The organism is Gammaproteobacteria bacterium (genome assembly GCA_015709695.1).
Lineage (GTDB): Bacteria > Pseudomonadota > Gammaproteobacteria > Steroidobacterales.
Genome location: CP054183.1, coordinates 389555 through 402668, shown reverse-complemented (window position 1 = coordinate 402668; position 13114 = coordinate 389555). Strand labels below are relative to the sequence as shown.

General features: G+C 70.7%; 10 protein-coding genes. 6 read left to right on the top strand and 4 right to left on the bottom strand.

All coding sequences use genetic code 11. The features are described from left to right. Window positions 1–64: 64 nt before the first annotated feature. The 3 genes from HRU81_01915 to HRU81_01905 form a co-directional block, all read right to left on the bottom strand. Window positions 65–2809 (bottom strand): TonB-dependent receptor, encoded by a 2745-nt coding sequence (locus HRU81_01915; GenBank protein ID QOJ30962.1) that lies wholly within the window; start codon window positions 2807–2809, stop codon window positions 65–67. Window positions 2810–2935: 126 nt separating this feature from the next. Then, window positions 2936–3802 (bottom strand): protoheme IX farnesyltransferase, encoded by an 867-nt coding sequence (gene cyoE, locus HRU81_01910; GenBank protein ID QOJ30961.1) that lies wholly within the window; start codon window positions 3800–3802, stop codon window positions 2936–2938. Window positions 3803–3955: 153 nt separating this feature from the next. Further along, the gene (locus tag HRU81_01905) at window positions 3956–5074 is read right to left on the bottom strand and encodes an aminotransferase class I/II-fold pyridoxal phosphate-dependent enzyme (GenBank protein QOJ30960.1); all 1119 of its coding nucleotides are present in this window, start codon (window positions 5072–5074) and stop codon (window positions 3956–3958) included. Between the two features lie 167 nt (window positions 5075–5241). On the opposite strand from HRU81_01905, the gene HRU81_01900 reads away from it, so the two are divergent. Then, the gene (locus HRU81_01900) at window positions 5242–6045 is read left to right on the top strand and encodes a phosphoadenylyl-sulfate reductase (GenBank protein QOJ30959.1); all 804 of its coding nucleotides are present in this window, start codon (window positions 5242–5244) and stop codon (window positions 6043–6045) included. A gap of 21 nt (window positions 6046–6066) precedes the next feature. On the opposite strand, the gene cysB is transcribed toward HRU81_01900, so the two are convergent. Continuing rightward, a complete protein-coding gene (gene cysB, locus HRU81_01895) occupies window positions 6067–7074 on the bottom strand; it encodes an HTH-type transcriptional regulator CysB (GenBank protein ID QOJ30958.1) in 1008 nt (335 codons plus the stop codon). 209 nt (window positions 7075–7283) lie between these two features. On the opposite strand from cysB, the gene cobA reads away from it, so the two are divergent. Genes cobA through hemB form a run of 5 tightly spaced genes read left to right on the top strand, consistent with a single transcriptional unit; the run spans window position 7284 to window position 13114 of the window. After that, on the top strand, window positions 7284–8702 hold the full coding sequence (gene cobA / locus HRU81_01890) for a uroporphyrinogen-III C-methyltransferase (GenBank protein QOJ30957.1): 1419 nt from the start codon (window positions 7284–7286) through the stop codon (window positions 8700–8702). Next, the gene (gene cysK / locus HRU81_01885; protein QOJ30956.1) at window positions 8699–9676 is read left to right on the top strand and encodes a cysteine synthase A; all 978 of its coding nucleotides are present in this window, start codon (window positions 8699–8701) and stop codon (window positions 9674–9676) included. Before cobA ends, cysK begins: the two co-directional genes overlap by 4 nt. Then, window positions 9673–10608: a hypothetical protein gene (locus HRU81_01880; protein ID QOJ30955.1), complete on the top strand. Its 936-nt coding sequence runs from the start codon at window positions 9673–9675 to the stop codon at window positions 10606–10608. The genes cysK and HRU81_01880 overlap by 4 nt, the downstream gene beginning before the upstream one ends. A gap of 5 nt (window positions 10609–10613) precedes the next feature. Then, window positions 10614–12152, top strand: coding sequence for a hypothetical protein (locus HRU81_01875; GenBank protein ID QOJ30954.1), 1539 nt, complete (start codon window positions 10614–10616; stop codon window positions 12150–12152). Then, window positions 12140–13114 (top strand): porphobilinogen synthase, encoded by a 975-nt coding sequence (gene hemB, locus HRU81_01870; GenBank protein QOJ30953.1) that lies wholly within the window; start codon window positions 12140–12142, stop codon window positions 13112–13114. The genes HRU81_01875 and hemB overlap by 13 nt, the downstream gene beginning before the upstream one ends.

The window sequence follows — 13114 nt, the reverse complement described above, 5'->3', positions numbered from 1 at the left end:
ACCCCGGCCCGAAAAAGAAACGGGGCCGACAAGCGGCCCCGTTCCGGTCACGATCCGGCCCGGCCTATTCGGCGCCGAAGCGGTAGTTCACCCGCAGGCCGTAGGTGCGCGGGTCCGGCATGATCACCGTGGCGTGGTTGTAGAAGACGCCGCCGGAGGTCTGCGAGGTCGGCGCATCGACATCGGAGAAACCGGTGCGGAAGGTTTCGTCGTCGAAGGCATTGTCGACGTAGGCCACCACGTCCCACTGCTGGTTGCTGATGCCCGCGCGGAAATTGAACAACCAGTAGGAGGGCAGGATGATGGCGTTGTCGGCCGACGTGAAGCGGTCATCCTGGTACTGGAAGTCACCCTCCACGAACCAGTCCGTGCCACCCGCCAGCGGACGCTGGTAGTGGGCGCCGCCAACCAGCGCATTCTCCGGCGCACCTTCCAGCTTGTTGCCCGAGTAGTCGAGCACGCAGGCCGACGGCAGCATCCCCGCGTAGGGACCCGCCGCAATCGGTGTGCTGCTTCTCTGCACGGTGGTCACGCAATTGCCGACGTAACCGAGGGTCGCCGGCGTCTGCGCCTTGTTCAGGTACTCGGTGTACTCGGCATCCAGCCAGGTGTAGCCCAGGTTGAAATGCAGGTTGTCCGTGGCGAACCAGGTGAGCTCGAGTTCCGTGCCCCAGACTTCGGCCTGGCCGGCATTGACGGTGCGCGGTACCAGCACGCCCCCCACCTCGACCTGCGTGCCGACCTGCTTGTTCTTGAAGTCCTCGAAGAAGGCGGTCAGGTTGGCGATGAGGCGGCGATCGAACCAGCTGGTCTTGGCGCCGAGTTCCCAGTTCTGCAGCTTTTCCTGCTTGAAGCTGTTGCCGACCGGGTCGAAGGCGCCGGCGCCGCCGGTGAACGGCGAAATGCCGGCGGGCTTGTAGGCCTCGGCCCAGGAGAAGTAGTAGAGCATGTCGTCGGTGGGCGTCCAGGTCAGCGTCGCCTTCGGCGCGAAGAACTGGTCATCCACCGTTCCGAGTTCCCGGCTCGTCAGCCCCGCCGCATAGGTGGAGAAGCCGCCCGGGCCGGGGCCATCCACGTCCGTCGTTCCAGGCCCGATGGACGGGCAGCGGCCCGTGAAGGGCGGTGCCAGGCCGCAGGGATACACACCTGAAGGATCCCAGAGGGAGATGCCGCGGTCCGGGCCCTGGATCTGCATCTGTTCCCAGGTCTGCCGCGCTTCGAAGGCGATCTTCCACTGCTCGAGGAACTGCCATTCCACCAGGCCGTAGATCGAGAAGTGGTCGGTGTCGCGGTCCCACAGCACCGGATTGAGCGGTACGCGGCTCGGATCGGCGAGCGGCGTCACCGAACCCGGAGGCAGCAGGCCCGTGTCGACGATGTTCTTCAGGAAGGGGCCGCAGATGCCGGTCAGTGGTCCGGGGAAGCCCTGGTAGTCGTAACAGGTGCCGTTGCCGTCCTCCACCCGGGACTTCTCGCGCCAGTACAGGGCGCCGGCGGCCCAGCTGACCGGACCGTCATCCTTCGAGAGCACGCGGAATTCCTGGCTCAGCAGGTCCGTGTCGTTCTTGATGCGGGCGATGCCGACGGTGCTGGCCGTGGCGGCGCTGACCTCCTCGGAACCCTCGACCTGCTTCGAGTCCGCCGTCGCGTAATGGGTCAGGGACTTGAAATCCACCGCGTCCGCTTCCCAGTCCAGGGTCAGGGTGAAGCGGGTGACGTCGCGATCGGTCCCGGGGAAGTTCCGGCAACCCGCGAGCGTGGACGGATAGGTGTCCGGGCAGGTGGTCGCGTCCTCGCTGAGGGTGAGGATCTGCGAGTCGGCGTCCGGCAGCTTGCCCCTGGCGCCCGGCACGAAGCCGGAGAAACCGGCGGTGGTGATCACCGGGGCCAGCGTTCCCGGTGCACCCGGGCAGGCCGGATTGCACCATACCGCGCTGCCATCGGCTGCGGTGCGCTGCACCGGGAAGTTGTAGTTGAACTGCGGCTTCGCCGGGTTCGGCACCTGGCCGGTCGGGAAGCGGATCATGACGTAGGGCGTGACGTCGAAGTGGTCGTTGAGGTTTTCCAGGCGGCCGGTCAGCTTCAGGGTATCGGTGGCCTTCCAGACCAGGGTACCGGCGACACCGGTGCCGTCCTTGCCACCGGTGCGCTCACCGGTATAGGAATTGGTGTAGAACCCGTCGTGGTTCCAGTGCATGGCGGTGACGCCGGCATCCAGGGTATCCGAGAGCGGGCCGCTCACGGTGCCCTTGAGCATCAGCTGGCCGTCGGAACCGATGTCGGTGCCGGCGTTGGCCTCGAAGACGTCGCCGGGCTTCTTCGTGATGTAGTTGATCGCGCCGGCGAATGCCGCCCGGCCGTACAGCGCGTTCTGCGGGCCCTTCATGATCTCGACCCGCTCGAGGTCGAAGAGCTCCGGGTTGATGAGCAGCGAACCGCCCGAGGTGCCGATGGACTCGCTGGAGATGTCGATGTCGTCGATCAGCACCGCCACGTTCTGGCGGCCGCGGGTCGGCGACAGGCCGCGGACCACGATGCGCGTGTCCTGCGGGATGAACCCCTGGTCGAGGATGACGCTGGGCGATTGCCTGACCACGTCCTGCAGGGTGTTCAGGCCCTTGCGCTCGATGTCCTGGGCGGTGATCGCCTGCACCGCGACCGGGACCTGCTGCAGGTCCTCCTCGCGCTTGCGGGTGGTGACGACGATCTCGTCGATCTGCGACCAGGCTTCCGTGGACAGCGCGAACACCGCCACGCCCGAGAGCGCCAGTCCGACCGACCTGCTGATGAGCGAAGTCCTACGCGTCATGCAAATTCCCCCTGTATTGGATGCGCGCCCGGGCAATCCGCGAATGCCGCTGGCCGCGGCAGGCGCACGCTGCGGCAAATCGTGCCCGGTCCGCCGTTATGGCGTCAAGTTGCGGGTTGTACGGGATCAGCCCAGAACCAGCGCGTCGACGACCGCGCCGGTCAGGAGCAATCCCAGCTGCACGATGGAGGCGGCGAACGTGCGCCAGCCCTGTGCGACGCTGGGCTTGCGCACCAGCATCCAGCATGAATGCACGAAGTAGGCGCCGCCGGAAGCGGCGCACAGCAGGTAGATCCAGCCCATGCCGTAGGCCACCGGCAGCAGCGACAGCAGCACCAGCGCCACGGTATGGGCGAGGATGACGCGGGTGGAGACGGTGTCGCTCACCACCGTGGGCAGCATCGGCACGCCGGCCCGCTGGTAGTCGCGCTTGCAGGCCAGCGCCATCGCCCAGAAGTGCGGCGGCGTCCACAGGAACAGCACCACGGCCAGGATCAGCGGCGCCGGCTCGAAGGTGGCGCCCACCGCGGCGGAACCGGCCATCACGGCGAAGGTGCCGGCCAGGCCGCCGATGACGATGTTGAGCCAGGTGCGCCGCTTCAGCCACATGGTGTAGACGACGCCGTAGGTGAAGGCGCCGAGGAACACGTAGAACATCGCCATGAAGTTGGTGGCGAGCGCCGCGGCGACCAGCGCCACCAGCAGCGTCAGCACGATGCCGGCCAGCCAGCCGCGGTCGGCATGCAGGCGGCCGGTGACGAAGGCCCGCGACTGGGTGCGGGTCATGATGCCGTCGATGTCACGCTCGTAGAACTGGTTGAAGGCGCCTGCTGCCGAGGACGAGGCCAGCACCGCCAGGCCGAGCACGGTGAGCTGCAGCGGACTCAGGGTGTTTTCCGGGCTCATCACCACGCCGGCCACGGTGCAGGCGGCGATCAGGAAGCCGAGGCGCATTTTCGTCGCGCCGTAGATGAGCTTGAAGGTCTCGGTCATGTGCCAGCCGCTGGTGGACCGCTTCGCCCCCTCGGGCCGGGGCGGGATCCATCGAGTTGTGGTGATCGGGCGGCGAAATGGTACCCGACCGCCGGCGCGAAATGTAGACCGGATCCACGAGGCAGCCGCGGGTCCACGTGGTGGCCACCGCCCTCAGGCGTAGTGCTCGCGAAGCGCCGCGGCAAAAGCGCTCATCTGCTCCACGGTGCCCATGCTGACCCGGCACCAGTTCGTGTAGGGGGGGAACGGGCGACCGAGGGCAAAGCCCTTCTGGCGCATGGCCCCGAGGAACTCCCCCGCCGGCTTGCCGGAATCGAAGAAGACGAAGTTGCCCCGTGTCGGGGCGTACGGCCGCTTCAGCTCGTCCAGTGCCGCCGTGGTGATGGCCACACCCTCGGCGATCCGGCTGCGGCTCTCGGCCTGGAACTTCAGGTCGGCGTAGCTGGCCGCCGCGGCCACCAGGCCCAGGCTGCCCGCCACGGTGAGCTTCAGGCGCGCCATGCGCTCGATGATGTCCGGGCGGGCCAGCGCGTAGCCGATGCGCAGGCCCGCGAGCCCATGGAGCTTGGAGAAGGTGCGCGCCACGATGACATTGCCGTTCGCCGGGACCAGCGAGGCCATGGACTCGGCCTGCATGTCGGCGGTGAGTTCCAGGTAGGCCTCGTCCACCAGCACGGTCACCGCCGGCGGCAGCCCGCCGATGAAGGCGCGCAGCGCCGCACCGGGCAGCATGGTGCCGGTGGGATTGTTGGGATTGCAGATATAGATGAGCCGGGTCGCCGGCGAGACCGCGGCCTTGAGGGCAGCCAGGTCGTAGGTCATGCGAGCGTCTAGCGGCACCTCGCGCACCGCCGCGCCCATGGCCCTGGCATGCGCGGCCGTGACGTTGAACGTCGGCACGGCGGTCAGCACCTCGCCCTGGTCCGCCGCCGCCAGCAGGCCGGCGATGTGCAGGATCTCCGAGGAGCCATCGCCGATCAGCACCTGGCGTGGCGTGAGGCCCTCGCGCTCGGCGATCTGCGCCTTGAGCGCCATCTCCTCGGCGATCGGGTACTTCCAGCTGTCGGCGATCGCCGCCGCGATGGCGTTGCGGGCAGCCGGACCGGGACCGTAGGGATTCTCGTTGCCCGAGAGGCGGATGCCGGTCATGGCCCGCGCCCCGGAGGGTGATGACTGCGCCGACGCCGCGCGCGGCAGTCCGGCCAGCGACACGCTCCCTGCCAGCACGGGTGCTGCCTGGAGCAGGGCGCGACGGGTTACGGAAGTGGCCATGGCATCGACTCCTCTGGGATGGTCCGCGGATTCATTCGGCCGGGTTATGGGAGGATAACGACAACGACGTTCCCGGCGCACGGCCTTCTTTGTACGTTATCCGCGAGAGGCCATCAACGAAGCGCCCGGTACAGACCGGGCAGCACCCATGCCGGAGAGCATCCTTCATGTCCACCTCGAGCGCCCAGCGCCTTGCCGAGCCATCCCTGCCGCTGCCCTCGCTGGCCGAGGCCATCCGCCTGCATGCCGCTGGTGACGGGGACGCGCGTCGGCTGGCTGTCGCCCACTGCAACCGGCTGCTCGCCGGATGCCCGGCCGAGCAGCGTGTCGAATGGGCGCTGGCAAATCTGCCCGGCGAGCACGTGCTGACCTCGAGCTTCGGTGCCCAGGCGGCGGTGTCGCTGCACCTGGTGAGTCGCCTGCGCCCTGGCATCCCGGTGATCTTCATCGATACCGGCTACCTGTTTGCGGAGACCTACCGGTTCGTCGACCAGCTCGCCGCCAGGCTCGAACTCGATCTCAGGATCTACCGCGCTGCGCTCAGCCCGGCCTGGCAGGAGGCGCGCTTCGGGCGACGCTGGGAACAGGGACTGGCCGGGATCGAGGCGTACAACCGCGACAACAAGGTGGAACCCATGGAGCGGGCGCTGCGGCAGCTCGGGGTGGGCACCTGGTTCGCCGGCCTGCGCCGCAGCCAGGCGAGCACGCGGGCCGGGGTGGAGATCCTCGACTGGTCGGGCGGCGAGCGCTGGAAGGTGCACCTCATCGCCGACTGGAGCGATCGCGACGTGCACCGCTACCTCGAAGCCAACGGCCTGCCCTATCACCCGCTGTGGCAGCAGGGTTACGTCTCCATCGGCGACGTGCACAGCACGCGGCCGCTGCAGGAAGTCGGCCACATCGACGAGACCCGCTTCAACGGACTGAAGCGCGAGTGCGGCCTGCACGAGATCAACCTGTCGGGCCTGTAGGCGCCCGGCAGGCGCGGGCGCTCACGCGCGCCGCGATGGCAGCTGGCCACCGGCGCGCAGCGGCAGGGCCTGGTCCGCCAACAGCGCATCGACCTCGGCCTGGGTCGCCAGCCCGGCGGCGCGCCGCACCAGGTCCGCCGTCAGCTGCGGCGAGAACAGCGAGACGAAATCCACCATGTAGCCGCGCAGCACGGTGTCCCGCCGGAAACCCAGCCAGGTGGTGACGCGCGGGAACAGGCCCACTGCATCCAGCGCCACCAGGTCCTTCTCGTCGGCACGCTCGTAGGCCATCGAGGCCACCACGCCCACGCCCATGCCCATGCGCACGTAGGTCTTGATGATGTCGGCGTCGCGTGCCGTGAACACCACCTGCGGCTCGAGTCCCTGGGCGGCAAACGCCTCCTTGAAGGAGGACTCGCCGGTGGCGCTGAACACGTAGGTGATCAGCGGGTGCTCGGCCAGCATGCCGAGGTCGACGGGTGCTGCCTGCTTCGCCAGCGGATGGCCGCGGGGCACGAGGACGATGCGGTCCCACTGGTAGCAGGGCAGCATGATCAGGCCGGGAAACAGCTGCAGCGACCCGGTGGCGATGGCGAAATCCACGCGGTTGGCGGCGACCAGTTCGGCGATCTGCTCCGAAGTGCCCTGGTGCAGCTCCAGGTTGACCTTCGGATAGCGCTCGCGGAACACGCGCAGCACATCCGGCAGCACGTAGCGGGCCTGGGTGTGGGTCGTGGCGATGGCGAGCGTGCCCTCCTGCTCGCCGGACATCTCGCGCGCCAGGCTGCGGATGTTCTGCACCTCGCGGGCGATCTTGCGGGCCCGGGCTATGACATCGCGCCCCGCGGGCGTGATGGCGGCCAGCGACTTGCCCTTGCGGGTGAACAGCTGCACGCCGAGCTCCTGCTCCAGGAGCTTCAGTTGCTTGCTGATGCCCGGCTGGCTGGTGAAGAGCTTCTCCGCCGCCGCGGTGATGTTGAGGCCGCTGTCGGCGATGGCGAGCAGGTACTTGAGTTGCTGGAGCGTCATGGCAGCCTCTGCGGGCGTTGGCACCCCGGAAGTACGGGCCGCGCAGTATATAACCGGCTGTTAACAGGCCTGACAGGCGTCACGTAGATTTTTGCGTTCCTGTCATATTCCACAATGGCATAAACCAAGAAGCCATCAATCTTTTTCCAGGCCGGCGGAGCAGCCTATCGTGGCCGCCCCTGATGGACCCGCCAGGCCAGGAAAGCCGCATGGAGTACTACCCTCTTTTCGCCAGGATCGACCGGCAGCCCTGCCTGGTGGTCGGCGGTGGCGTGGTGGCCCTGCGCAAGGCGCGCGAGCTGCTGCGGGCTGGCGCCCGGGTGACCGTCAATGCGCCGGAGGTGCACGCGGACCTCGGGGAGATGGCCCGCGACGGCGCCCTGCGCATCGAGCGCCGGCCGTTCGACGCCTCCCTGCTGGCCGACGCGCTGCTGGTGATCGCCGCAACGGATGACCAGGCCACGAATGCGGCGGTGGCCGCTGCCTCGGCCGCGCTGCACCGGCTCTGCAACGTGGTCGACGACGGCCACGCCTCCTCCTTCATATTGCCGGCGGTCGTCGAGCGTCCGCCGGTCATCGTCGCCGTCTCCAGCGGCGGCCATGCACCGCTGCTGGCGCGCCTGCTGCGCCAGCGGCTCGAGCAGTGGCTGCCGGCCCGGCTCGGCGAGCTGGCCCGCTGGGCAGGACGATGGCGCGAGCGCGTGCGCCGCGCCCTGCCCACGACCGCCGCGCGCCGCGCCTTCTGGGAGGACATCCTGTCCGGCGCGGCAGCCGATGCCGTCCTCGGTGGCGACCACGAGACCGCCGATGTGCTGGCGGCGCGCTCCCTGGCCGGTGGCGCCCCTGCCGGGGCCAGGGGCCGCGCCTGGCTGGTCGGCGCCGGCCCCGGCGATCCCGGCCTGATCTCGGTGCGCGGACTGCGGGCACTGCAGGAGGCCGATGTGGTGATCCACGACCAGCTGGTCTCGCCGGAACTGCTGCGTGCCGCAAGACGCGAAGCCGAGCTGATCGACGTCGGCAAGCGCGGCGGACAGGTGTCCACCAGCCAGCTGGCGATCGACCAGCTGCTGGTGGAGCGCGTGCGCGCCGGTGCCCGGGTCTGCCGCCTCAAGGGCGGCGACCCATTGGTATTCGGCCGGGGCGGCGAGGAAGCCCTGGCGCTGGCGGCAGCCGGCCTGCCCTTCGAGATCATCCCCGGCATCACCGCGGCCAGTGCCTGCGCGGCCGCAGCGGGCATCCCGCTGACGCATCGCGGCCTGTCGACGGCGGTCACCCTGGTGACCGCCACGGCCGCCGCGGGCGGCAGCGGCGCGGACTGGCCGCGACTGGCCGCGCTCGACTCGACGCTGGCCATCTACATGGGCGGCCAGCGCATTGCCGAGGTCGCGGCCACGCTGCTGCGGCACGGGCGTTCACCGGATACCCCCGCTGCGGTCATCCGCAACGCCACGCTGCCGGGCCAGGCCGTGGTGACCGGCACGCTGGCGAGCATCGGCGCCGGCACCGGTACCAGGGCAGCCGCCGACCGGCAGGCCGGGGCAGCGACGCTTATGCTCGTCGGCAACACGATTTCGCTGGCGCCCAGGCTGGCCACCCACACCCTTGCGGATTACAGGAGAGCCTCATGATCTACGACAGCATCCTCGAGACCATCGGCGAAACCCCGGTGGTACGCCTCAACCGCCTCGCGCCGGAGCACGTGGAACTCTACGTGAAGATCGAAGCCTTCAATCCGGCCGGCTCGGTCAAGGATCGCCTCGCCTTCGCCATCATCGACGATGCCGAGCGGCGCGGCCTGATCCGGCCCGGCCAGACGGTGGTCGAGGCGACATCCGGCAACACCGGTGTCGCGCTGGCCATGGTCTGCGCTGCCCGCGGCTATCCCTTCGTCGCCGTGATGACGGAGACCTTCTCCATCGAGCGCCGCAAGCTGATGCGCGCCTATGGCGCGAAGGTGATCCTGACACCGGCTGCGGCGCGCGGCACCGGCATGGTGCGCAAGGCGGAGGAGCTGGCCGAGAGGCATGGCTGGTTCCTCGCCAGCCAGTTCCAGAACCCGGCGAACCCGGGTTATCACCGCCAGACCACCGGCCCGGAGATCCTGCGCGATTTCGCTGGCCGCCGGCTGGATTACTGGGTGAGTGGCTGGGGCACGGGCGGCACGCTCACCGGCGCCGGCGAGGTGCTGCGTCTGGCACGCCCCGAGGTGAAGATCATCGCCGCCGAACCCGCCGGCGCTTCGCTCCTCGGTGGCGCCGAGTGGAAGCCGCACCGCATCCAGGGCTGGACACCGGACTTCCTGCCCGGGGTGCTGAGCCGCGATCTGCATGACCAGCTGGTGACGGTCAGCGACGAGGATGCCAAGGCCACTGCGCGCCGGCTGGCCGCGGAGGAAGGCATTTTCGTCGGCCTCTCCGCCGGCGCGACGCTGGCGGCCGCCCTGCAGGTGGCACGGCAGGCCGCGCGCGGATCGGTGCTGCTCGCCATGCTGCCCGACACCGGCGAGCGCTATCTCTCGACCTTCCTGCTCGACGATGTTGCCGAGGGCTCCGACGATGCCTGGCTCGCCGAGGTCGAGGCCGCGGCGGCGAAGCGCGCATGAACCAGCATGTGGCGCCTGCCCCGTCGGCGACGCTGGTGGTCGGCCACTGGCCGGCTGCCGCGCTGGCGCCCGGCGGGGCGACGGGTATCGCCAACGCCTGGCGCATCGATACCTGCCTGCGCAGCGTGCTGGTCGCAGCCGACCCGGCGGCGGCGCACGCCATCACCGCGCTCGGCCCGCCGGAGCTGCAGCGGGGCGGCGGCGCCTACGCTTTCCTGCTGGAATTCGCCTGCGGGCTGCTGAGCGCCATCCCGGGTGAAACCAATGTCTTCGGGCAGGTTCGCCGCGCCTGGGAGGCGTTCCGGGACAGTGCGCCGCCGCCGGCCGTGCGTTCGCTCGCCCCGGTCGCGGCGGCGCTGCTGCAGAACACCCGCGCCATCCGCAGCGCGCGCCTCACGCATATCGGCGGCGCCTCCTACGGCGGGCTGGTGCGTCGCCTGTTGTCTCCCGCTCCGGCACAACCGCTGCTCATCGTCGGTGCGGGCGAGCTGGCGCGTTCCCTGCTGCCGTTCTTCCGCGCGCAGGCCATCGGCACCTGGAGCCGGCGGCCGGCAGGCGCGCCCTTCGCCGCGGCGGGCCGCGTGTTCCCGGCCGATGCCGGGGCGGAGGCGGCCCGCTGGTCGCGTCACGTCGTCATGACCACACCGGCCGACCCGACCCACGACAGGCAGTGGTTCGACTGGCTCGAATCCGGCCCGGCACAGACCCTGGTCCACCTCGGGCGACGACGCGGCAGCGGCCAGCCGTGGCCCGCGGCCGTCAGGGGCTACGACCTCGACGATGTCTTCGACCTGCGCCGCTCGCAGGACCGCATCCGCTCGCTGCAGGTCGAGCGCGCCCGCCAGGACTGCCGGCAGCGCGCCCGCGCATGGGCTGCGGCCGCTGCCGGCGCCACAGGCATGACGCGCTGGCCGCAACGGGTCGCCGGCTGAGGCCCATGCCACGGCGTTCCACACTGCGCCTGGGTACGCGCGGCTCGCTGCTCGCCGTGGCCCAGAGCCGTCTGGTGCTGCGGGCCCTGCGCGCCGCCGATCCCGGCCAGCCGCTGGAACTCGTCACCATCGGGACCCGCGGCGACCGCGATCGCGCCACGCCGCTCTCCGAGGTCGCCGACCCGGGCTTCTTCTCCGCCGAACTCGACGATGCCCTGCGCGCGGGCGAGGTCGATCTCTGCGTGCACTCGCTGAAGGACCTGCCGCTCGCTCCGCGTCCCGGCATCCGCCAGGCCGCCATCCCGCAACGCGGGGACCCGCGCGATGTGGTCCTGTTCCGTGCCGGCGTGACGGATCTCCTCGCCAGCGACCAGACGTTGCGCATCGGCACGTCCTCGACGAGGCGCGCTGCGCTGGCCGGCGACTTCCTGCGCGAGGCCCTGCCACGTCTGGGCAGGCAGCCGCCGCAACTGGCGTTCGCGCCGCTTCGCGGTCCCGTGGAGCAGCGGGCGGCGCGGCTGCAGCTTCCGCGCTCGCATCCCCAGGCGCTCGACGGCGCGGTGCTGGCACTGGCCGGGCTCGAGCGCCTCTGGGGCGACCGCGACGGGCATGCGGCGCTGGCGCCACTTCTGCAGGACACGCGCCTGATGGTGCTGCCGCTGTCGGCCTGCCCGACCGCGGCGGGCCAGGGCGCCCTCGGCATCGATTGCCGCGACGACGACGGGCGCGTGGCCGCGTTGCTGGCGGCGCTGCACCACGCGCCCACGGCACGGCGCGTGGCGCGCGAGCTCGCGCTGGCGGCGGCATTGCCGGAGGCGGAGCGCGAGGGCTTCGGCGCCAGCAGCCTGGCCGACGCGAACTGCGGCACCCTGCTGTTCATGGCGGGTGGCGCGCCATCGCGCCCGTACCGCCGGCTCGCCTGGCGCCAACCGCCGCGACCGCGGCGCGCCCGTGCCTGGGATGGCTCCGACTGGGTGGGCGCGAGCCGCCTGCAACCTGCCGCGGCGCTGCGCCTCGGCCAGCCGCCCGCGCTCTTCCTCGCCCACTGGCGCGCCCTGCCCGCCGGAGCCACGCTGCCGGCGGCAACGCGGGTCTGGGTCAGTGGCGTGGAAAGCTGGCGACGCCTCGCCCGGCGCGGCATCTGGATCGAGGGCTGCGCGGATCAGCTCGGCTTCGCGGCCATCGGCACGCTGCTCGCCGCACCCGTGCTGCGCCTGCCGCCGCTGGCGGCATGGACCGTGCTGACGCGCGAGGACGCGGTCGCAAGCTGGCAGGACAGCGGCGTCGGCGATGTGCGGGCCAGCTACGCGATCCACGCGCCCGATGATGCGGCGGTGCTGGAGCAGATCCGCAGCCGGCTGGCGCAGGCCACGCATTTCTACTGGGGCAGTGCCGCGCAGTTCCGCGCGCTGCGCGACTGGTTGCCGCCGGATCCGCATCACGCCTGCGGGCCCGGCAAGACCTTCCAGGCGCTGCGCGCCGCCGGCGTCGCCAACCTGCATGCCTTTCCATCCCGCCAGGAGTGGCGAACATGGCTGGCCTGAGCCTGCGCCGCACGCGGCTGACCGCCGCCACCCGCGAGCTGGTGCGCGAGATCGATGTCGATCCACGCAAGCTGATCCAGCCGCTGTTCGTCGTCGAAGGACTGGCCTCGCGCGAGCCGGTGCCCGGCCTGGCCGGCGTGTGGCGCGACACGCCCGAGTCCCTCGCCCGACAGGTCGAGGCCGACATCGCCGCCGGCGTCGACAAGTTCCTGCTGTTCGGCGTGCCGGAAGGCAAGCGCGACCGGGATTTCGACCACGGCTTCACCGTGGCACAGATCGGCGCCCTGCGCCGGCGCTTCGGCGACCGCATCTGGCTGGCCGCCGATGTCTGCCTGTGCGCAGCCACCCGCCACGGCCATTGCGGCCTCCTCAACGAGGCCCGCGACCATGTCGACAACGGCGCCTCGGTGGCGGCGCTGGTGGACTGCGCCCTCGCCTACGCCGCAGCCGGGGCCGACTGCGTCGCGCCGAGCGACATGATGGACGGGCGCATCGCCGCCATCCGCACCGCCCTGCAGGCCGCGGGCCTCGCCCGTACCCTGCTGATGAGCTACGCGGCGAAGTTCCACTCGGCCTTCTACGGGCCGTTCCGGCTCGCGGCCGACTCCGCGCCGGCGGCCGGCGGCGCGCTGCACGATCGCGCCAGCTACCAGATCGATCCGGCGCGGCCGGGCGATGCGCGGCTGTCGGCGCAGCGTGACGAGCACGAGGGCGCGGACATCCTCATGGTGAAGCCGGGCCTGCCCTGCCTCGACGTGCTGCGGGACCTCTCCTCGCGCATCGACCTGCCCTGGGCTGCCTACCAGACCAGCGGCGAGCAGGCCGCCATCGACCTGCTGGGCAGCCATGGCCTCGCGGATGCCGCGCGCATGCAGCGGGAGACCTGGACCGCGCTGCGCCGTGCCGGCGCCGACATGATCATCAGCTACGCCGCGCGGCGTGCACGCGGCGTGCTGGCCTGA

Bases quoted from the DNA above. Each gene is read 5' to 3' on its own strand.
- HRU81_01915 (QOJ30962.1), bottom strand. From the start codon at position 2,809: ATGACGCGTAGGACTTCGCTCATCAGCAGGTCGGTCGGACTGGCGCTC.
- cyoE (QOJ30961.1), bottom strand. From the start codon at position 3,802: ATGACCGAGACCTTCAAGCTCATCTACGGCGCGACGAAAATGCGCCTC.
- HRU81_01905 (QOJ30960.1), bottom strand. From the start codon at position 5,074: ATGGCCACTTCCGTAACCCGTCGCGCCCTGCTCCAGGCAGCACCCGTG.
- HRU81_01900 (QOJ30959.1), top strand. From the start codon at position 5,242: ATGTCCACCTCGAGCGCCCAGCGCCTTGCCGAGCCATCCCTGCCGCTG.
- cysB (QOJ30958.1), bottom strand. From the start codon at position 7,074: ATGACGCTCCAGCAACTCAAGTACCTGCTCGCCATCGCCGACAGCGGC.
- cobA (QOJ30957.1), top strand. From the start codon at position 7,284: ATGGAGTACTACCCTCTTTTCGCCAGGATCGACCGGCAGCCCTGCCTG.
- cysK (QOJ30956.1), top strand. From the start codon at position 8,699: ATGATCTACGACAGCATCCTCGAGACCATCGGCGAAACCCCGGTGGTA.
- HRU81_01880 (QOJ30955.1), top strand. From the start codon at position 9,673: ATGAACCAGCATGTGGCGCCTGCCCCGTCGGCGACGCTGGTGGTCGGC.
- HRU81_01875 (QOJ30954.1), top strand. From the start codon at position 10,614: ATGCCACGGCGTTCCACACTGCGCCTGGGTACGCGCGGCTCGCTGCTC.
- hemB (QOJ30953.1), top strand. From the start codon at position 12,140: ATGGCTGGCCTGAGCCTGCGCCGCACGCGGCTGACCGCCGCCACCCGC.